Raw genomic sequence first — 19,343 nt, 5'->3', positions numbered from 1 at the left:
AGCTTGCTGTGACGGCCTCGACGATGACGATCGTAGATGCTTTCAAGTCCTCGTTCATAATATCGCTTCTTAGTACGTCTGGCAGTTTCGGGGTGTATGCAGAGGTCTTTGGCAATATCTATCGTGGATTTGCCTATGCTGTACTGGTGTAAGATCAGCAGTCGTAGGCGGGCTCTGGGATTGCTCTCAGTTTTTGAGTATTTGCCAAAGTCGTGATCGTCTAGGGTATTTGTTAGTTTGGTCATAATTGAATTATACTATATATTTTGGGTTTGGTATTATAAATAATATTGGCAATAAAAAAGTAAAAAAAGGAGCGGTTTATCTAGTTGGTGCAGGGTCTGGTGATCCTGAGTTATTGACCCTTAAAGCCTATCGAGTGATGCAACAAGCGGATGTGGTTTTGTATGATAGTCTGGTATCCCAAGATGTGTTAGAAATGTGCGCCGAATCTGCTACCAAAATCTTCGTAGGCAAAAGACGGGATAATCATGCTCTGCCACAACAAGATATCAATCAATTATTGGTCACTCATGCTCAGGCTGGCAAGTGTGTGGTTCGTCTAAAAGGTGGCGATCCCTTTATTTTTGGACGAGGGGGAGAGGAGTTACAAACAGTGGCCGAAAATGATATCTTTTTTGAGTCTATACCAGGTATTACCGCGGCCAGTGCCGCTGCTAGCAGTACAGGTATTCCTTTGACTCATCGAGAGTATGCGCAATCGGTCAAATTTGTGACAGCTTATAAGAAAACCAATGCGCCAAATGAAGACTTTAAAGAGATGCTAGATCCCTCCCAGACCGTAGTGCTATATATGGGACTACATCGTTTAAAAGACTTAACGCAAGGTTTGATACAAGCGGGTAGAGATAGGGAGACTCCGTTTGCTCTAGTCAGTCAGGCAAGCTTACCCTCTCAGCAAGTTTTAATTGGAACGCTTGACGATATTGCGGCCAAACAGGCTGTTGCCAATCTACCCACGCCAGCATTATTAATTATGGGTGATGTGGTCAATTTACATAAGCAGTTGTGTGACTATAACTTAGTTAATTTAGGTATCCAACAGAGGTTTACGGAGCAAGAAAAAAATGTGGTACTTGCTATTTAGTCAATTTTTTACCAAGATTTACTTTACTAACAGTCACTTTAGGTAGCTACCTTGCGCTTTAACCTTCTGTACAAGGCTGTAAGTTATAAGTCGTAAGCTATAAACACAGACGATAAACAACCAAAAAAAGATGGGCTTTTCAGGATAAAAGCCCATCGGATATTTTTTAACCTAATCAATAACAATGCCTTTTCTGAAAAATAAGCTATCTTTGTCAAACTCGCTAAACCTACTATTTGTAGCGTTTACATTTGTTTCTCTCGATATCTTAATTTTCAGATTTGGTATAAGACAGAGCCTATTAATGCTTTGCTTTCTTTTTATTAAGAGGATAGACCATATTCTCAGGGGATATAATTAGATCTAGTGTGTCTTGATCCAGTAGTTTTTCTTCTAAAACGATATTGTAGACACTGCCACCGTTTTCCTGTGCTTTTTTAGCAATACGGGAGGAGGTTTCGTAACCAAGGTGCGGACTTAATGCAGTGACTAATCCAATATTACTGAGCACTTGTTGACGGCAATAATCTTCATTCATCTCGATACCATCAATACAGCGAGTTGCAAAGGTTTCACAGATATTACTCATCATGATAAGCCCAGTAAATAAGTTAAACGTCATGACAGGCTCAAAAACGTTTAACTGAAGCTGACCGGCTTCAGAAGCAAAAGCAATTGCATGGTCAATTCCCATTACATGGAAGCAAGCTTGATTGACAACTTCTGGAATAACAGGGTTGACTTTGCCAGGCATAATAGAGCTGCCAGGTTGCATTTGCGGAATACGATATTGAGCTAGACCTGCACGAGGCCCAGAAGATTGCAAACGAATGTCATTCGCAATTTTAGATAAGCGAGTTGCTAATAAGCGTAAGTTACCTGATAAAGCAACATAAGTACTGGTATCTTGTGTGGCTTGCACTAAGTCTTCAGAAGTATAAAAAGGCTTACCAGTAAGCTTAGATAGAACAGAGGCGACTGTTTCTGGATAATCTGAGGGTGCGTTAATTCCTGTACCAATTGCAGTAGCACCCATATTAATCTCATATAATAAACTGCGAACATCTTGAATGCGTTTTTTTTCTGCCTTAATCATGGTGGCAAAAGCATTGAATTCTTGTCCAGCTGTCATAGGGACGGCATCTTGCAAGTGAGTACGCCCCATTTTTAATCTATCGCCAAGCTCTTCTTTTTTGTTCAAAAAGCTGTTAATTAGGATATCCATTTTATCCAATAGACGTTGACAGTAGTGGTCTAATGCCAGTTTAAGTGCTGTTGGATATGAGTCGTTGGTTGACTGTGATAAATTAACATGATTATTGGGATGTAAGAACTGGTACTCACCTTTTTTATGCCCCATGATTTCAAGCGCACGGTTGGCAATGACTTCGTTGACGTTCATGTTGGTCGAAGTGCCAGCGCCACCTTGGAACATATCGATGATAAATTGATCGTGGTATTTACTTTCAATTAAATCATCACAGGCTGCTACAATTGCATTTTTGATAGTTTCATCGAGCACACCGACTTTGTGGTTTGCGATAGCGGCTGCTTTTTTGACCGTTGCAAAGGCACGAATAAAAGGGGGGAATTGATGTAGGCGCACACCACTAATATGGAAGTTTTCATAAGCACGGAGGGTTTGAATACCATAGTAGGCATCAGCTGGGATCTCACGTTCACCAAGTAAGTCGTGTTCTTGACGGGTAGAGGTACTCATACTTATCATCCTAGTCAGAAGTCTTAGTTTAAATTTTATGCAATTTAATCAATTAACTTTAAGCCTACTACGGTGTTGGGTGTTCCAGATGTATCTGTTGCGACAAACTGGTGGCTATCTATGCTCAACAGTCTTGTAGTAGAGTTAAATTGAACTGACTATATCATATATTTAAAAATAAATATGTCGAACGAATATTTTTATTGACTTAAATAAACAAAGGTTATAGATGGCTGCTAAATAATTGATTTTAAAAACTAAAAATTTTCATTGATCTCTAGACTAACCAGTTGCTTAGTAGCCACAATATCCCATTGAGAGTAGCAATTCCGACAATCATACTGATTAACAGTTGGCGGCTAATATGATATACCAAAAGCACCAAGAATAGAGCGCCAATTTGAGCAAGTAGTAAGTGTAGCTCGGTACTATAAATGTCTGTTGTTGCTGATAGTTGTTGATACGATAAGCTAGTCAATATGAGAAGCACCATTACTGACAGTGGTAAGCTTTCGTTTAATCGATGTAGCCAAGGAGTATCAAGTAGCTTTTTTGGAATTAATGCAGGTAACGCACGAATAATAAAAGTGACGCCAGCCATAGCAAAGGTCGCCAAGATAAGGTATGTGCTGGTCATTATTTGGCTCCCATCATATTTTTTGGTGTCCACAGCCCACGTGCCAGAATAAACACCATACAAATGGTAATGGACATGAGTAACAGCCAATCAGTCGTAAAAAAAGAGGCAATAATCAAGGAGATAACAGCAATGATAACAGGGAAGTAGCGCTTGATACTTTGAAACTGCTCATAAGCCAAAATGGCAAATAAACAGACTAAAGCAAAGTCTAAATGAGGTATTAAATCCCCTAAACTGCTACCAATCAAAGCCCCAATAGCTCCAGCTAACACCCACCAAAACTGGTTAAATAAGCTGATAGGCAGTATTAAGGTCTGACGTGATTCAGCAGGTAGACTTGTCATTACTGAAAATGTTTCGTCAGTCAGAGCAAATAGGCAGTATGTTTTTGCCAATTTATTATTAGGTAATGATTTTAATAAGGGCATTCCATAAAAGACATGACGCAAGTTAATAGCGGCAATGTTAGTGGCTATTGTACCAATGGGTAAGCCAGTACTTAACATAGGTAAGCAGGCGTATTGGGCAGCACCAGCATAGAGCACTATGCTAAGCATAATAGTGGCCCAAATAGGCACACCAGCAACTTGTGCTAAAACACCAAAAGCAATACCGGCTGGCAAGTAGCCCATTGCCACTGGTAGGCTTTTTTTGAATCCATCTGCCCACTGATAGTTAGGGCGGGATACTGAGGACGAATGATTAGATTGAGTGGTCACATGCGATCCTAATGTTTTTTGAAATTTGTAAAATATTTATTGCAATTTTATGTTCAACAGGTATTTATTTTTATACAATGTATAATAAAGTTACTGCTATGTTACAACAGCTTTGGCGTCGATAGGCCTCAAAAGAAGACATAGTTAGTCACTCTAGCAAAAGTTTTTTGGACTTATCCTGCGAATATTACCTTATTTTAACAGGTAATATCTTTCAAAATTTCTGCTTCTAGCTTTCTGCAAAACCAATATAATGTATTGTTTTATTGGTCTTTATAAGGAAATGATATGCAAGAGTCAAACAACAAAAGGCCAGATAGTCAGGCCAATGTCAATAATACAGAAGCCCTAGATGCTCATATCCCTAATGATGGTAATGAGTATCTTTTTACTGATACATTCCCGAAAGGTACGGTCAAAGGTTTGGTGATTACCGCCATTGCTGCTGTCATTAGTATTCTTCTATTTAACAACTTGCCGTTTGATGTCAATGTCAACAAAGGCTTAGCCATGCTGCTGTTTATTGGTGTGCTCTGGCTTACTGAAGCTTTGCACGTGACCATTACTGCTATTTTGGTCATTATTCTCGGGGTAGCTATTGGCATTCCTGATTTTGATACCAAAAGTGCGCTGAGCAGCTTTGCCAGTCCAACCATTTATCTGTTCTTTGGTGGCTTTGCGTTAGCGGCGGCATTACACGTGCAGCGTTTGGATGAAAAAATTGCACTGGGTCTTATCTCTATGGCAGGCGGACGCTTAGGTAATGCGGTAGTGCTTATCTTTGCGGCAACTGCTTTGCTATCGATGTGGATTTCCAATACAGCGACAGCGGCCATGATGTTACCACTGGCCATTGGTATGCTGTCACAAGTAGACCGTGAGAAAGACAGAGGCACTTTCGTGTTTGTGCTACTGGGTATTGCCTATTCAGCAAGTTTGGGTGGTCTTGGTACCATCGTTGGGTCGCCACCAAATGCGATTGCGGCTAAGGCTTTGGACATCTCATTCATTGATTGGATGAAGTTTGGTTTACCATTAACCTTTGTACTGACGCCATTTTTACTGGGTGTGATGTATTTGGTATTAAAGCCAAATTTGAATGTCAAAATCAGTTCAGTAGATAAGCCGCAGATTCCATGGACCAAGCGCCGTATCTTAACCATTATTGTGTTTTTAGCAACGGCTGTTTCGTGGATATTCGGCAAGCAATTGGGTGGGTATTTTGAAATTAGCTCAATGGATTCGGTGATTGCTTTAAGTGCGGCAGTTGCGGTAGTTAGTTTGGGCTTGGTGTCATGGAAGCAGGTTTCGGACAATACCGACTGGGGCGTGCTCATGTTATTTGGTGGTGGTATCGCCTTATCTAACGTGTTAAAGCTGTCAGGCGCATCTTTGGTGATGGGTGAAACAGTTGCCAACGCGCTAATGACAACGCCATTATTTTTAGTATTATTGGTGGTGGCTGCCTTTATCATCTTCTTGACCGAGTTTGCTTCTAACACAGCTTCTGCTGCTTTGTTGGTTCCTGTTTTTGTGGCCATTGCTGAGCAAATGGGTATTGCAACAGAAGTATTGGTGATGATTATTGGTATTGGTGCCTCTTGTGCCTTTATGTTACCTGTGGCGACACCGCCGAATGCGATTGTGTTTGGTACTGGGTTGATCAAGCAATCTGAGATGGTGCGGGTTGGTATAGTGCTGAATATTGTCGCTTCATTAGTCGTGGCTTGCTGGGCATACTTTATTTTACTGTAATTGTAATCGCCCTAGATTGCATAGCAATAAAAAATCCCTATCACTGAGATAGGGATTTTTTTGATTAACTTGTTTAGTCAAACTTAGTCAAAATAAAGGATACATTTATATTAACAGTACGCTAATATAAGTGATACATATTTATTTACCTAAGAATGCGTTATACATCCAAACTAGTTTTTCTTGTTCTTGAACATAATCATCAACTAAGTCAGCAGTACCTTGGTCTTCGGCTTCTTCAGCAGTTGCAGAAACGCCACGCTGCTCTTCGATAAGCTCTTGTAAACCCGACACCACACCTTTTACACACTCATTACCATCAAAGACTTGCTTGTCTTCTTTGATTTTGCTGTGTTGTGCAAAGTCACTGTATGCGTGTAGAGGTGTACCACCAAGGGTCAAAACACGTTCTGCAATTTCATCAATTTGAACTTGTAGGCTAGTGTATAGCTCTTCAAATTTTTCATGTAATGAGAAGAAGTGAGGACCTTTGACGTTCCAGTGATAGCCACGAACGTTAATATAAAATATATGATAGCTTGATAGCAGGTCATTTAGTTTTTCAATAACTGCTGTCATGTCTTTTTTTTCTAAACCAATTTGATTAGTAGTCATAATTATTTTCCTCTTATTTTTGGGACGTGTCTTCAATTCGTGTAATGACATTTAAATGGGCTAAAAATAGTTAAATCTTGTCCTGCAATTTGTCTTATTTTTAACACCATTTTCAAAATGAAAACACATCCGAGTAATTTAAATGGCAATGTTGTTATCAATTCAAAAACTGATCTTATACTTTAATTCTAATACCAGTGCTATGAGTTAATGAGCACTGCTTTTTATTTATATTAATTTTAATCAATTACTTATCATTTGTAAAATAAATCATTTAAATGATAGCGATTTGTTTTATATAATACAAACGATGCTGTATCAATGCTAGATCTGGAAAACTGAACACTACAATGGCATAAAACACTACAATGGCATAAAACACTACAAGGGCGTAAATCAGCATTTGTATTTGGCTTGTTGTTTTGTTCTTTATTGACACGAGATTATGATAACTAATTTCTAATGGCAGGTTAAGGGTAGTTTACAAATCGAAAAGTAAAATTACTTAACTTGCATTAACTGCTAAGCCTTAGCCTTGCTTAGACAAATCCACTTGCAACTTATTATAAATTAGTAGGTGGTATAAGTTACTAGATGGTATAAGTTACTAGGTGGCTGGCAATCGACGCTTATCACACGTAATACCTAACTATCTGTACCTCTTAACGCACTTACTCTTAAAAAGCCTAGTTGCAAGTAAGGTTGAAAGATATGATTAAGCAGTCATAAATGGCTTGTTCATAGTGGGCTATTGACCAAGTGTTTCAGGGTTTAATCCTTTGTTTGGTACCACTTCTAGTAGATGTGTACGTACCGTATCAATAGGGAATTTTTGTGACTGTAAACGTTTTGGGATAATTTGGCTACCTTGCTGGCCTTGTAGCTCAAACATCATAAAGATGTAGTCGTCCGTTTCTTCCCAGCTTTTTACGGCTGTCCAAGGGATCACTGCTTGTTGCTGGCTGGCTGCACGCATTTGTAAGCTGCCACGCATTGACTTAGACATGCCGCTTCCCATATTTTGCATGCCACTATTTGGCGCAGGCATGCTCATGATAAGCCCGTGCTTTTGCACCCCAAGTTTTAGCTGTTTCATCTCTTCTGGCATTTCTTGCTCAGCCATTTGCTTTTCAAACTCACGTTTAACATACCACTTCATGCCAAAGGTGCGAATAATAAGATACAGCGCTACCAAAATTAGCATGATGTAAAAGATGGCCGTTGAATAGCCTGAGACAAAAATAATACCAGCAATAGCAATACCAACAAAAACTGCCATAATAAGCCACTCTTTTAACTTAATACTAGATAAGCCAAACGAGGGTTGTGATTGTTCAAATAATTCAAATTGGGCACGTTGAAATTCATCTTCAGAAAGATTCAGTTCAATAGGTTGTAGGGTGTAAGGATAAAGAGCCATATAGATACTCGAGTAGATATTAATAAAGGCGAAATAAAACAAATGATGACAAGTAATTGTTGTCAAAGTGACTTGTCACAGATATATGGCTATCTTACCGAAAACTTGGATTAATTGAAACGGGTTAATGCAAACCAATTTAGTGAATGGATGCGATAAAATAGCCAGCAATCTAGTGGTGAGCAAGATTCAATGGTTGAGCATTGTCTAATGTAGCGTCTTATGAGTGTCTGATGTGACGTTTAGAAAGAGGCTTAATCAAGTAAAGTAGAGTGAACCCCTGCGACAGTAAGAACTAGGGTGACAGAGACAGCTAAGATGACGGTCATAGGCTGCATGCGATTCACTTTTTCGCTCAAAAAATGAATTCTATGCAAGCCACGTTCTTTTTTTGATATTTTATGCCAATTTATTCACTTATCTGTGTTTAAACATGGTCAAAAATGTCAGGTCTTGGTATGATAGTGTCCATTATTTTTCTGGTCGTTTTTAATTGATATTTACTAAAAAAGGTGCTGCATGATTGATCCTAAGTTATTACGCCAAGATTTAACCGAGCTGAAACAAAAGCTTGCTGGCCGTGGCTATGAGTTAGATATCGACTTTTGGCAACAAATGGAGTCACAGCGTAAAGCCTTGCAAGTAGAAACCGAGAATTTGCAAGCCAAGCGTAACGCTGGTGCGAGGCAAGTGGGCGAGCTGAAAAAAAATGGCGAAGATGCCAGTGAGCTGATGGCGCAAATGCAAGAAATCAGCAGTGATATCAAGCAAGCAGAAGAAGCTCTAAAAGCGCTGCAAGATAAAATTAACCAAGCTGCGCTACAAATCCCGAATATCCCAGCCGATGACGTGCCCTTTGGTGAGTCAGAAGAAGACAACGAAGAAGTGCGTAAGTGGGGCACGCCACGTCAATTTGACTTTGATATCAAAGATCATACCGATATTGGCGAAGGTTTACACATGCTAGACTTTGGCGCAGCCGCTAAGATTACTGGCAGTCGCTTTAGCGTATTAACTGGTCAATTGGCGCAATTACATCGTGCTTTGATTCAGTATATGCTAAATACCCATACCGTCAAATATGGCTATACTGAGTGCTACCTACCTTATATTGCCAACTCTGATAGCTTACAAGGCACAGGGCAGTTGCCGAAGTTTGAAGAAGATTTATTTAAACTAACCAACCACACCCACAATGAAGGCATGGGCTTTTATTTAATCCCAACCGCAGAAGTGCCCATGACCAACTTGGTGCGTGGCGAGCGTTTGGATGCCAAAGACTTACCACTCAAATTCACTGCGCATACCCCTTGCTTTAGAAGTGAAGCTGGCTCGCATGGTCGAGATACACGCGGTCTGATTCGTCAGCATCAGTTTGAAAAAGTAGAGATGGTCAATATCGGTACTGCTGAGCAATCTGATGAGCTGCTAGAGCAAATGACAGCGCAAGCAGAATACATCTTGCAGCAGTTAGAGCTGCCATATCGTGTGGTGAAGCTGTGTACCGGTGATATGGGCTTTAGCGCCAGACGTACTTATGACATTGAAGTGTGGGTACCTAGCCAAGATACCTATCGTGAAATCTCAAGCTGCTCAACTTGCGGTGACTTCCAAGCACGCCGTATGGGCACACGAGTGAAAGATGGCAAGAAAACTGAGCTGGCACACACGTTAAATGGCTCTGGTTTGGCAGTGGGGCGCACCTTATTGGCCATCATGGAAAACCATCAAAATGCGGATGGCAGTATCACCATTCCAGAAGCTCTGCGTCCGTTTATGGGCGGTGCTGAGCGTATTAGCCTGTAATTTAAGCTAAAACTTTAACAGCTTAATTTTTTCATTACTTTTTTATTTTTAGTTGCAATAGACCACCAACACCTAGGAATGTATATGTCAACTCCAATATCTGAACGCAAACTCGCCAACGCCATTCGTGTGCTTTCTTTTGATGCGGTTCAAAAGGCTAATTCAGGGCACCCAGGCGCACCTATGGGCATGGCAGACATTGCGGAGGTATTATGGCGCAAGTTTTTAAAACATAACCCAACCGACCCGCAGTGGCCAAACCGTGACCGCTTTGTACTGTCCAATGGTCATGGCTCGATGCTAATTTATGCCTTGCTACATTTGACCGGCTATGATGTTAGCATCGAAGATTTGAAGCAATTTCGCCAATTGCATTCAAAGACCCCAGGCCATCCTGAGTATGGCTATACGCCAGGGGTAGAAACCACCACAGGCCCATTAGGTCAAGGTATTGCTAACGCCGTAGGTTTTGCCATTGCCGAAAAAACATTGGCCGCTCAATTTAACCGTGACGGTCACAACATCATTGATCACCACACCTATGCTTTTTTAGGTGACGGCTGCTTGATGGAAGGCATCAGCCATGAAGTTTGCTCATTGGCCGGTACGTTAGGTCTGGGCAAATTGGTCTTTTATTACGATGACAACGGCATCTCTATTGATGGCGAAGTTGAAGGTTGGTTCACTGACGACACCCAAAAACGCTTTGAAAGCTATGGCTGGCAGGTGATCAAAGTCGATGGTCACAACGCTGACGAAATCACCAAAGCCACTGAAGAAGCGTTAGCAGAAACCAGCAAGCCAAGTTTAATTATTTGTAAAACCATCATTGGTATTGGTAGCCCGAACAAACAGGGCAAAGCCTCAAGCCACGGTGCACCACTAGGTGATGATGAAATCGCCTTAACCCGTGATGAGCTGGCTTGGAAACATGCGCCATTTGAATTGGCTGATGAGATCTATGAAGCATGGGATGCCAAAGCCAAAGGTGATGCACTACAAAAGAACTGGGAAGCTGATTTTGAAGCCTATAAAAAAGCTTATCCAGAGCTGGCAGCAGAGCTTGAGCGCCGTCTAAGTGGTGAGTTGCCAGTAGACTTTGCCAAGCAAGCACAAACCTATATCCAGCAATGCCAAGCGGACGGTGATGATGTGGCCAGCCGCAAAGCCAGCTTTAATGCGATCAATACCTTCCAGCCGTTGCTACCTGAAATCATGGGTGGCTCAGCGGATTTGGCAGGCTCAAACCTAACCTTATTCAAAGACGCCAAAGGTCTACAAACTGATGCCGATGGTAACTATATTTACTACGGCGTGCGTGAATTTGGTATGACCGCCATTGCCAACGGTATTGCCTTGCACGGTGGCTTTATCCCTTACGTGGCGACCTTCTTGATGTTTATGGAATATGCACGCAACGCAGTGCGCATGGGCGCATTAATGAAACAGCGTGTGATCCATGTCTACACCCATGACTCAATCGGTCTGGGTGAAGATGGCCCTACGCACCAGCCTATCGAGCAGTTGACCAGCTTACGCACCACGCCAAATCTACATACTTGGCGTCCTTGTGATACGGTTGAGACTGCTACCGCTTGGTCGCATGCGCTACAATCAGAGAGCACACCATCGGCGCTTATCTTTAGCCGTCAGACTTTGCCACATCAAAGCCGTGATAGCGAGCAGGTTGCCAACATTGCCAAAGGTGGTTATGTGCTGGCCAAAGAACAAGCTGAGCTACAAGCCATTATCATTGCAACTGGTTCAGAAGTGGGCTTGGCGATGGACGCTTACAACACGCTAAGCGAGCAGGGTGTGGGCGTGCGTGTGGTGTCTATGCCATGTGCCGAAGTATTTACTGCGCAAAATGATGACTATCGTGAGTCAGTACTGCCTGCAAATATTCGTGCCCGTGTGGCAGTTGAAGCAGCGCATGTGGACTATTGGTATAAGTTCGTTGGTCTTGACGGTAAAGTGATTGGCATGACCACTTATGGTGAGTCTGCGCCAGCGTCAGAGCTGTTCAAAGAGTTTGGTATCACTGCAGAAGCTGTGGTAGATGCGGTGACGGATTTGGTTAAATAAACAAACCTGATAAGCTAAACTTTCAGCTGAGTATTTAAAGTAACTATGAGTATTTAAAGTAACTAGGGGTTATTGAGCATTCACCAGCCCCTAAAATTTCAGACCCCAAAATTAAAGAGCTTTCAGATTTTTCTGGAAGCTCTTTTTTAATAGGTATATTTTTTAGGTGCGCTGTTACCAGTTAATTCAGGGCGTAATTGATAAAATGAACTGCTTTTGTCAGTTTGTTTTGACGGTTACTTATTTTTTTATGTTTTGCATTTTTTTTCAAACACCATTGTTGATTTAATATTTTGTATTAATGAGACATTTTGTATTGAAATAATAGTTAGAATCGGTTATTAATATTAGTCATGTCTTCAATTCGTGCAATGATATTTAACTGGGTTAAAAATAGCTAAATAATGAAGACACGCCCAAGTCTCGGTGAGCTAACAGGTTGTTAGCCCTATTATATTGAACTCAGCAGGTTGCTGAATATGCTAAAGGAATAGCGTTATGTTCACTTCTAATCCCACCTCAGTGCCCAAAAACACTGATTTGCGACAAGATTATTCTGACTTTTATCAGCAATTTGATCAGCAAGATTTATTGCAACAAATTTTTCAAGATCATCCCGAAGATGCGCTTAATGCCTATATGGCTTGTTGTGGTCGGCATATTCGTAATGGGCTAGCCGACAAGCCAGCTTTAGTGCATGAAGACAGTAAGCAGCGTATCACCACGCTCACTTTTTATGATCTGGCACAAAAAAGTGCGCAAGTGGCCAACTTACTTCGTGCTTATGGGGTACAAGCTGGCGATAGGGTCGCGACTATGTTGCCACGCACACCAGAGTTATTAATTATCGTGATGGCAACTTGGCGCATTGGTGCAATTTATCAGCCACTATTTACAGCCTTTGGTATAGAATCCATTGCCTATCGATTGGATAAAGCCGATACCAAAGTGGTGTTTACTAATTTGGAGAATCGGGTAAAGTTTGATGACATAGATAATTTACCCACCATGGTGTTGGTTGAAGATCAGGCGACTGCCAAAGCTAGTGGTTATGATGATGATATTTTTGCACAGGCATGGCAGCAGTCATCCGTATGTGAGCCGGTACAATTGAAGACGGATGCAACCTTTTTGCAGATGTTTACTTCAGGTACAGTAGGAAAGTCAAAAGGTGTGAGTGTTCCCTTAGCTGCTTTACCGACCTTTTATTTATATATGCGCTACGCTATTGATTTAAGAGAAGATGATAACTACTGGAATATGGCAGATCCTGGCTGGGCGTATGGTTTGTATTATGGCATTACTGGACCTTTATTAATGGGAATAACTACTTATTTTAATGAAGCAGGCTTCGATCCGCAAAATAGCCTTGATTTTTTAACCCGACATCAGATTACTAATATCGCATCTTCACCAACTGCTTTTCGGATGATGAAATCCAGTGGTATTTTTGAAAATGTTGCTGATAAGCTCGTTTTACGTGTGGCTAATTCAGCAGGAGAAACGCTTAATACTGAGGTGGTGGGCTGGGTCACTGAAAACTTGGGGTGTCCGATTTATGATCAATACGGGCAAACTGAAACTGGAATGACTTGCTGTATGCACCATGCTTTATTGCATCAAGTTCCGACTGGCTGTATGGGCATGCCGTTGCCTGGGCATGCTTTGGTTGTATTAGATGATCAGTTGCAGCCAGTTGCTGATGGGGTGCCAGGACAGTTGGCAGTCATTGTGAGTCAGTCACCTGCATTTTATTTTAATGGTTACAGCTGGAATGAGAAGCAAGCCTTTGAAGGGGACTACTATTTAACTGGAGATATGGTTGAACGCCATGAAGATGGTACTTTCTGGTTTGTCGGTCGTGATGATGATATTATTATTAGTGCAGGTTATCGCATTGGACCAACCGATGTAGAAAACTGTGTGATGGCGCATGATTCAGTTGCCGAGTCTGCTGCGGTTGGCGTACCTGATGAGGTGCGTGGGCAGGTAGTTAAGTCATTTATTGTATTAAAAAAAGGTATTAAAGCTAGTGATGCGTTAGTACAAGAAATTAAGTCCTTGGTGCATCAAAGACTGTCAGCACATGCTTATCCGCGTCAAGTGACCTTCGTTGATGCATTGCCAAAAACACCTAGTGGTAAGATTCAGCGCTTTATCTTACGTCAATTAAACTAGGCGCCAGTTAAATCAAAGCGCTGGTTCAATTAAAACATTAGTTTAACAATTAAATAATTTAATAAAACAACTTCAGAAGGATGTGGTATGGATATTAAAGCAAAAACCTTTATCGTTACCGGCGGTGCGTCAGGATTAGGCGAAGCAACCGTTCGTGAGTTGGTCGCACGTGGCGCAAAAGCAGTCATTGCTGACTTAAATGCAGACGCAGGACAAGCGCTTGCCGATGAGTTGGGTGACTCAGTGCGTTTTGTGCGCTGTGATGTGACCAATGGCGAGCAAGTACAAGCGGCGGTAACCGCTGCCGAAGCGCTGGGCGGGCTGGCAGGCAGTATTAACTGTGCTGGTATAGCCATTGTTCAAAAATTGTTAGATCGTGAGAACAATCCTGCAGATCTTGACCAATTTAACAAAGGTATCCAAATCAACCTAGTAGGCACTTTTAACGTCGCTCGCTTGGTTGCTGCTAGTATCGCCAAACGTGTTGCCGCTGATGGTGGTCCAAATAACGAAGATAAGGGGGTGATTATTAATACCGCCTCGATAGCTGCCTTTGATGGGCAAGTGGGTCAAGCCAGCTATGCATCGTCAAAATCTGGCGTGGTGGGTATGACCTTGCCATTAGCCAGAGAGCTAACCCGTCATGGTATCCGAGTGATGACCATTGCCCCTGGTATTTTTGAGACACCTATGATGGCCGGCTTACCAGAAAAAGCACAAGAGCAGCTCAAAGCAAGTGTGCCGTATCCTAAGCGTTTAGGTAAGCCATCTGAATATGCCAACTTGGTGGCGCATATTATCGAAAATGCCTATTTAAACGGTGATGTCATTCGTCTTGATGGTGCTATCCGTATGATCTAAGTGATTTATTTGATCTAAGGGCTGGATATCATTTCTAAGTTCATTTTTTGTTAATAAGGATGACGAATAGTCTATCTTATGCCATGATGACGCTTGTATTCTTTTTATGTGGCGCAGTGGCAGAAATCATATTAGCAAGTGATATGCTAGTTGATGATGATGCTGGTCGGTGATGATGCTGGTCGGTGATGATATGGTGAGACAGGCTGAAACAAATGAAGCAGCAATTACTGCAGGAAATACGATAACCTTTGTCGCAGACTCAGGTATGATACTGACAAGCTCAGTTGCGATGCCGATACTGTCAGATGGTTGGCAGGCGTTTAGTTTGTTTGTGCAAAACATCTCAGCTGGTGGTTGGGCGTGGATGGGTGTCGCTGTTCACTTATTGCTAACCATCTTTATGATAGTGCGCATCCTATCTACTCAGCGCAACACTGGCATTGCCATTGCTTGGCTGGTGTTGCTGTTTGCCATTCCTTTTGTCAGTATTATTGCCTATTTGTTAGTGGGTGAGCCGTTTTTGGGCAAAAGCTACAAATCTCGTAACGCTCAAGCCCAGCGTATGTTAAAAGGACTGGCAAAACATGAGGCCATCCAACTGGCCAAAGTCGATGACACCCTACCTGAGCGCTATCAAGGCGTGAGTCGTATCGGCACCTATGACACTGGTTTTGGCGTTTATGACGAGCATCAAATGCAGTTGCTAACCTCAGCCGATATCATGTTTGATACTCTAATTAAGGACATCAACCAAGCCCACAGCTTGATTGTGATGGAGTTTTATATTATCTATCCCAAAGGGCGAGTGCAACAAGTATTTCAAGCTTTAATTGCGGCCGCCAAACGTGGAGTGGAGTGTCAGATACTTGCCGATAGCGTGGGCAGTTTTAGCTTTTTTTCTGATGCATGGCACACGAGGTTAATTACGGCTGGCATTATTATTCATCAGTCGTTGCCTGTGGGTTTGTTTAAGACCTTATTTAAGCGCACTGATTTGCGCAATCATCGCAAAATTGTGGTAATTGATGACGACATTGGCTATACCGGTAGCTTTAATTTGGTTGATCCAGAGTTTTTTAAGCAAGATAAAGATGTAGGGCAGTGGATCGACTTAATGATGCGTATCAAAAGCGATAAGTCAGTCAGTGTGGTCACTGCCTTGACCGCAGTGAGTGTCACTGATATCGGAGCTGAGAGCTCGCGCAACCTAAAACTGCTGGGTAAGCGTATTGAGGCCATCATCAATACTTATACCCGAAAGCTATATCACCCAAAGCCTGCGATTAATGATGTCAATGACAAGGCTACTGGCTATTTGGCACGCCAGATATCTTCTTTTCATTTGAGCAGTGAGTATGGGCGTGAGTTTAAGGCCAATAACCAAACCTTAACCCTAACGCCAGACCCTGAGCAAGTTGTAGGGGAGAAAACGACAGAAAGCCAGAGTCCTCAAGCGTTACAGGCCCTAAAAGAGCAAGCACTTGACTATATGCGACCATTGGCCAATCTTAAGCCAGTTAGCAATGTGTTGGCTCAGCTTATCCCATCAGCTCCACGTATTACGGAGCACGTTATCTATCACACTTTATTGACTATCTTTCATCGTGCTGACCACGGTATCCAGATTACCACACCGTATTTTGTGCCTGATGAGGCATTGCTTGCGGCCTTGACAACAGCTGCAAAGCGTGGGGTTGAAGTCACTTTAATTTTGCCAAAAAAAGTCGATTCTTTTTTAGTACAGCACGCTTCGCAATCTTCATATTCGATTTTGATGGAAGCAGGGGTGAAGATTGCTTTGTTTAAAGGTGGCTTGCTTCATGCTAAAACAGTGGTGGTTGACGATGACTATTGTTTGTTTGGAACGGTGAATATGGATATGCGCAGTTTTTATTTGAATATGGAGGTGAGTTTGGCTTTATATTCGTCACAAATTGTGGAGCAGGTTAAGGCATGTCAACAGGCGTATTTGACTCAATGTGAAATGCTTGATTTAGTTCGCTGGAATACTCGTCCACGCTATAAGCAGTTGTTTGACTCTGGTATCCGCTTGTTTAGTCCCTTGTTGTAGTTAGCTGGTTGGCAAAAAGAAAATCCATTCCTTGAGATATATTAACTTGAGATATGTTAAAAAGCCATCTCCAGATGTGAGAAGTGTGAAGAAAATCCATCTCCAGCCCTTCTTTTAAAAAACGAAGGGGGCATAGCCTTGTGTGTGTTATGGTTTGGTGTATGTCAGGGTATTGTACGTGGGTTGGGTTGTGTGTTGCTAGTTGGGTTGTGTGTTGCTAGTTGGGTTGCTTGTGGCTTGGGTGCGAGTTGTTAGGTAGGTGTAAAATGGTTATGCTAAGCAGGATAAAGTAGGGTAGAATAGTTGCTATTTTTTTGGTTGCTGCTGCTTTTGGTTGTGTGTGGCTGGGCGGTGGCAATTGGTGATGTTATAAATTTTCAGGTAGAAATGGGCTGAGCATGGCAGATATTAATAATAAAAATAGTTCGGAACCCATCTGTGCCAGTACCTCAAATACGCATGATGTATCAAAGACTTACCCTGTGCCTTGGTATTACAAATTGGCGATTAAGGTGCTTAAGCCTGTGTATCGGTGTGTTTTGTGGCACCGTCATCAGCAGGCAAAAAAGACGGGGTTGCCAATGGCGGATTATGCTACTGAGGTGAATGCGCGATTTGGAAAGCTGTATCCGTCAGCGCCGATATTGACGGCAAGTAAGGATGAGCTGATTGCGCCGAGTGTGTTTAAAAATCGGATGATTTGGTGTCATGCGGTGTCGCTTGGAGAGACCAATACCATTGCTCCAATGTTACGTCAGATGCTGGCACAAGGGGCGAGGATTTGGTTGACTAATACTACACAGACGGGTTATGCGCGTACGCAGAGCTTATTTGCAGAAGCGCTGGCGACACAGCAGATGGTGCATAGCTTTGTGCCAGTGGATGATGTGGCGGTGATTCAGAAATTTGTTGATCAGGCGAAGCCAGATTTGGTGATGTTTGTTGAGACAGAATTGTGGGCAAATATCTTGGCAGTATTGCATCAAAGGGGTATTCCTTCAGTATTGGTCAATGCCAGATTATCGCAAAAGTCATTTGATAATTATGCAAAGTTTGGTACGGTGAGCCAAGGCATGCTGCATAATATTAGTATGATTATTGCACAAGATGCAGATTCTGCGAAGCGATTTCGTAAGTTGGGTGCTCCTGTGCCTAAGATTCGCTGGGCGGATTCGCTGAAGTGGTCAACCAGTCCGCTTGATCTATCATCAGAATTGGTCGGTCAAGTGCAAGCAGAGCAGTTGTGCCAGTTGCAAGCTAGGTTTTCGGTTGCAGGTACCGATGCGTTGCATAGTCGTCCGATTTGGGTGGCTGGTAGCACTCATGAAGGTGAAGAGGTACAAGTATTACAGGCGCATAAGAAATTGTTGCAACAGGTGGGGATGGAGCAGGCGCTGTTAATTTTGGTGCCCAGACATCCTGAGCGCTTTGATGCGGTGGCAAAGCTGGTTGAACAGTCTGGACTAAAGTTTAATAGGCGCAGTGAGCAACAGTTGATAGAGACAGATACGCAAGTATATCTGGCCGATAGTATGGGTGAGCTGATCGATTGTTATCAGCTGGCGGATGTGGCCTTTGTTGGTGGCTCGCTGGTGAATGTTGGTGGACATAATCCGATTGAAGCGTCCTGTTTTGCAAAGCCTGTGATTATGGGGGTTTATATCCAGTCTTGCCATGAGGTGGTGGCTGAGCTAAGCTTGGCTGGAGCGTTGCAAGTGGTGGCGTCAGCAGATATACAGGATAATAAAGACAACGTGACAAAACACAGTAATAAAAGAAACAAAAAAGATAAATATCAGCCAGAACAGCCAGAGCTGAGTCTTTATAATGCGCTTAAACTATGGCTTACCGAGCCAAGCCTGGCCAAACATGCAGGTAAAAAAGGACAACAGTTAGTCGCTAAAAAAAGTGATGCGATGCAAAGACAGTTAGCGATGATTGAAAAGCTGTTGGCTAATCATAATAAGCAACAACTGGTGCCTGATGTACGCCAAGAGGTGTTGGATTTTGATCACTTTGAGGTGCGTCAGCGTACAGATTAAGAGGGCTACAAACAGTAACATAAATTCTATCTAAATCTATTTATAATCACTTACTATGAATAGATTATTAAGCATAAAACAAGCAGCTGACCGATTAGGCGTTTCTGTCTCAACTCTACGGAGATGGGATGAGACAGGTGTGCTTGTCGCCCAAAGAACGCCAAAAGGTCATCGTAGATACGATTTGTCTAAAATAAACCCAAACCTGACTCACAGTAAGGTGGAACAACAACGCAAAACCATAGCTTATGCTCGTGTATCAAGTCATGACCAAAAGCCAGACTTGCAGCGTCAAATTGAGATGCTTGAGCTGTACTGCT

At 42.3% G+C, this 19,343-nt stretch carries 15 protein-coding genes; 9 read left to right on the top strand and 6 right to left on the bottom strand.

What is annotated here, in order from left to right; all coding sequences use genetic code 11:
* Window positions 1-245, bottom strand: a 245-nt coding sequence (locus H140_RS15665) for a helix-turn-helix domain-containing protein (protein ID WP_156819117.1), incomplete at its 3' end; no start/stop codon positions are given.
* 2 nt (window positions 246-247) lie between these two features.
* Here H140_RS15665 and cobA point away from each other — a divergent pair.
* Window positions 248-1,108 (top strand): uroporphyrinogen-III C-methyltransferase, encoded by an 861-nt coding sequence (gene cobA / locus H140_RS0112535; RefSeq protein WP_019674004.1) that lies wholly within the window; start codon window positions 248-250, stop codon window positions 1,106-1,108.
* Window positions 1,109-1,409: 301 nt separating this feature from the next.
* Here cobA and aspA read toward each other — a convergent pair whose 3' ends face one another.
* From aspA to H140_RS0112520, 3 genes are all read right to left on the bottom strand, one after another.
* Window positions 1,410-2,828 carry an aspartate ammonia-lyase gene (gene aspA / locus H140_RS0112530; protein ID WP_019674003.1) on the bottom strand — a complete coding sequence of 473 codons (1,419 nt, stop codon included), beginning with the start codon at window positions 2,826-2,828 and terminating at the stop codon, window positions 1,410-1,412.
* Window positions 2,829-3,105: 277 nt separating this feature from the next.
* Entirely contained in the window at window positions 3,106-3,465 is a 360-nt protein-coding gene (locus H140_RS0112525) for an AzlD domain-containing protein (RefSeq protein ID WP_019674002.1), read from the bottom strand.
* Window positions 3,465-4,187: an AzlC family ABC transporter permease gene (locus H140_RS0112520; protein ID WP_019674001.1), complete on the bottom strand. Its 723-nt coding sequence runs from the start codon at window positions 4,185-4,187 to the stop codon at window positions 3,465-3,467. Before H140_RS0112520 ends, H140_RS0112525 begins: the two co-directional genes overlap by 1 nt.
* Window positions 4,188-4,475: 288 nt before the next feature.
* Here H140_RS0112520 and H140_RS0112515 point away from each other — a divergent pair, with 288 nt between their 5' ends.
* Window positions 4,476-5,942, top strand: coding sequence for an SLC13 family permease (locus tag H140_RS0112515; protein ID WP_019674000.1), 1,467 nt, complete (start codon window positions 4,476-4,478; stop codon window positions 5,940-5,942).
* A gap of 141 nt (window positions 5,943-6,083) precedes the next feature.
* On the opposite strand, the gene H140_RS0112510 is transcribed toward H140_RS0112515, so the two are convergent.
* Both H140_RS0112510 and H140_RS0112505 read right to left on the bottom strand, forming a co-directional pair.
* Window positions 6,084-6,557 (bottom strand): Dps family protein, encoded by a 474-nt coding sequence (locus tag H140_RS0112510; protein ID WP_019673999.1) that lies wholly within the window; start codon window positions 6,555-6,557, stop codon window positions 6,084-6,086.
* 748 nt (window positions 6,558-7,305) lie between these two features.
* Window positions 7,306-7,977 carry a YcxB family protein gene (locus H140_RS0112505; protein ID WP_019673998.1) on the bottom strand — a complete coding sequence of 224 codons (672 nt, stop codon included), beginning with the start codon at window positions 7,975-7,977 and terminating at the stop codon, window positions 7,306-7,308.
* A gap of 519 nt (window positions 7,978-8,496) precedes the next feature.
* Between H140_RS0112505 and serS the strand changes: the two genes are divergently transcribed.
* From serS to H140_RS15660, 7 genes are all read left to right on the top strand, one after another.
* The gene (gene serS / locus H140_RS0112500; protein ID WP_019673997.1) at window positions 8,497-9,783 is read left to right on the top strand and encodes a serine--tRNA ligase; all 1,287 of its coding nucleotides are present in this window, start codon (window positions 8,497-8,499) and stop codon (window positions 9,781-9,783) included.
* A gap of 84 nt (window positions 9,784-9,867) precedes the next feature.
* Window positions 9,868-11,868 (top strand): transketolase, encoded by a 2,001-nt coding sequence (gene tkt / locus H140_RS0112495; protein WP_019673996.1) that lies wholly within the window; start codon window positions 9,868-9,870, stop codon window positions 11,866-11,868.
* Window positions 11,869-12,366: 498 nt separating this feature from the next.
* The gene (locus H140_RS0112490; protein WP_019673995.1) at window positions 12,367-14,046 is read left to right on the top strand and encodes an AMP-binding protein; all 1,680 of its coding nucleotides are present in this window, start codon (window positions 12,367-12,369) and stop codon (window positions 14,044-14,046) included.
* 87 nt (window positions 14,047-14,133) lie between these two features.
* A complete protein-coding gene (locus tag H140_RS0112485) occupies window positions 14,134-14,907 on the top strand; it encodes an SDR family NAD(P)-dependent oxidoreductase (protein WP_019673994.1) in 774 nt (257 codons plus the stop codon).
* 172 nt (window positions 14,908-15,079) lie between these two features.
* On the top strand, window positions 15,080-16,981 hold the full coding sequence (locus tag H140_RS0112475; protein ID WP_019673992.1) for a phospholipase D-like domain-containing protein: 1,902 nt from the start codon (window positions 15,080-15,082) through the stop codon (window positions 16,979-16,981).
* 398 nt (window positions 16,982-17,379) lie between these two features.
* Window positions 17,380-19,023 carry a 3-deoxy-D-manno-octulosonic acid transferase gene (locus H140_RS0112470; protein ID WP_019673990.1) on the top strand — a complete coding sequence of 548 codons (1,644 nt, stop codon included), beginning with the start codon at window positions 17,380-17,382 and terminating at the stop codon, window positions 19,021-19,023.
* A gap of 55 nt (window positions 19,024-19,078) precedes the next feature.
* On the top strand, window positions 19,079-19,343 hold a 265-nt coding region (locus H140_RS15660), incomplete at its 3' end, for a MerR family DNA-binding transcriptional regulator (RefSeq protein ID WP_026349086.1).

Origin of the sequence: Psychrobacter lutiphocae DSM 21542, assembly GCF_000382145.1 — a bacterium.
Lineage (GTDB): Bacteria > Pseudomonadota > Gammaproteobacteria > Pseudomonadales > Moraxellaceae > Psychrobacter > Psychrobacter lutiphocae.
Note: the sequence above shows the minus strand (reverse complement) of the source record. Positions and strands in the feature narration are given on the sequence as shown.

Excerpts from the sequence above, each read along its gene's own strand:
- aspA (WP_019674003.1), bottom strand. The coding sequence starts at position 2,828 with ATGAGTACCTCTACCCGTCAAGAACACGACTTACTTGGTGAACGTGAG.
- H140_RS0112525 (WP_019674002.1), bottom strand. The coding sequence starts at position 3,465 with ATGACCAGCACATACCTTATCTTGGCGACCTTTGCTATGGCTGGCGTC.
- H140_RS0112515 (WP_019674000.1), top strand. The coding sequence starts at position 4,476 with ATGCAAGAGTCAAACAACAAAAGGCCAGATAGTCAGGCCAATGTCAAT.
- H140_RS0112510 (WP_019673999.1), bottom strand. The coding sequence starts at position 6,557 with ATGACTACTAATCAAATTGGTTTAGAAAAAAAAGACATGACAGCAGTT.
- H140_RS0112505 (WP_019673998.1), bottom strand. The coding sequence starts at position 7,977 with ATGGCTCTTTATCCTTACACCCTACAACCTATTGAACTGAATCTTTCT.
- serS (WP_019673997.1), top strand. The coding sequence starts at position 8,497 with ATGATTGATCCTAAGTTATTACGCCAAGATTTAACCGAGCTGAAACAA.
- tkt (WP_019673996.1), top strand. The coding sequence starts at position 9,868 with ATGTCAACTCCAATATCTGAACGCAAACTCGCCAACGCCATTCGTGTG.
- H140_RS0112490 (WP_019673995.1), top strand. The coding sequence starts at position 12,367 with ATGTTCACTTCTAATCCCACCTCAGTGCCCAAAAACACTGATTTGCGA.
- H140_RS0112485 (WP_019673994.1), top strand. The coding sequence starts at position 14,134 with ATGGATATTAAAGCAAAAACCTTTATCGTTACCGGCGGTGCGTCAGGA.
- H140_RS0112475 (WP_019673992.1), top strand. The coding sequence starts at position 15,080 with ATGATGCTGGTCGGTGATGATATGGTGAGACAGGCTGAAACAAATGAA.
- H140_RS0112470 (WP_019673990.1), top strand. The coding sequence starts at position 17,380 with ATGGCAGATATTAATAATAAAAATAGTTCGGAACCCATCTGTGCCAGT.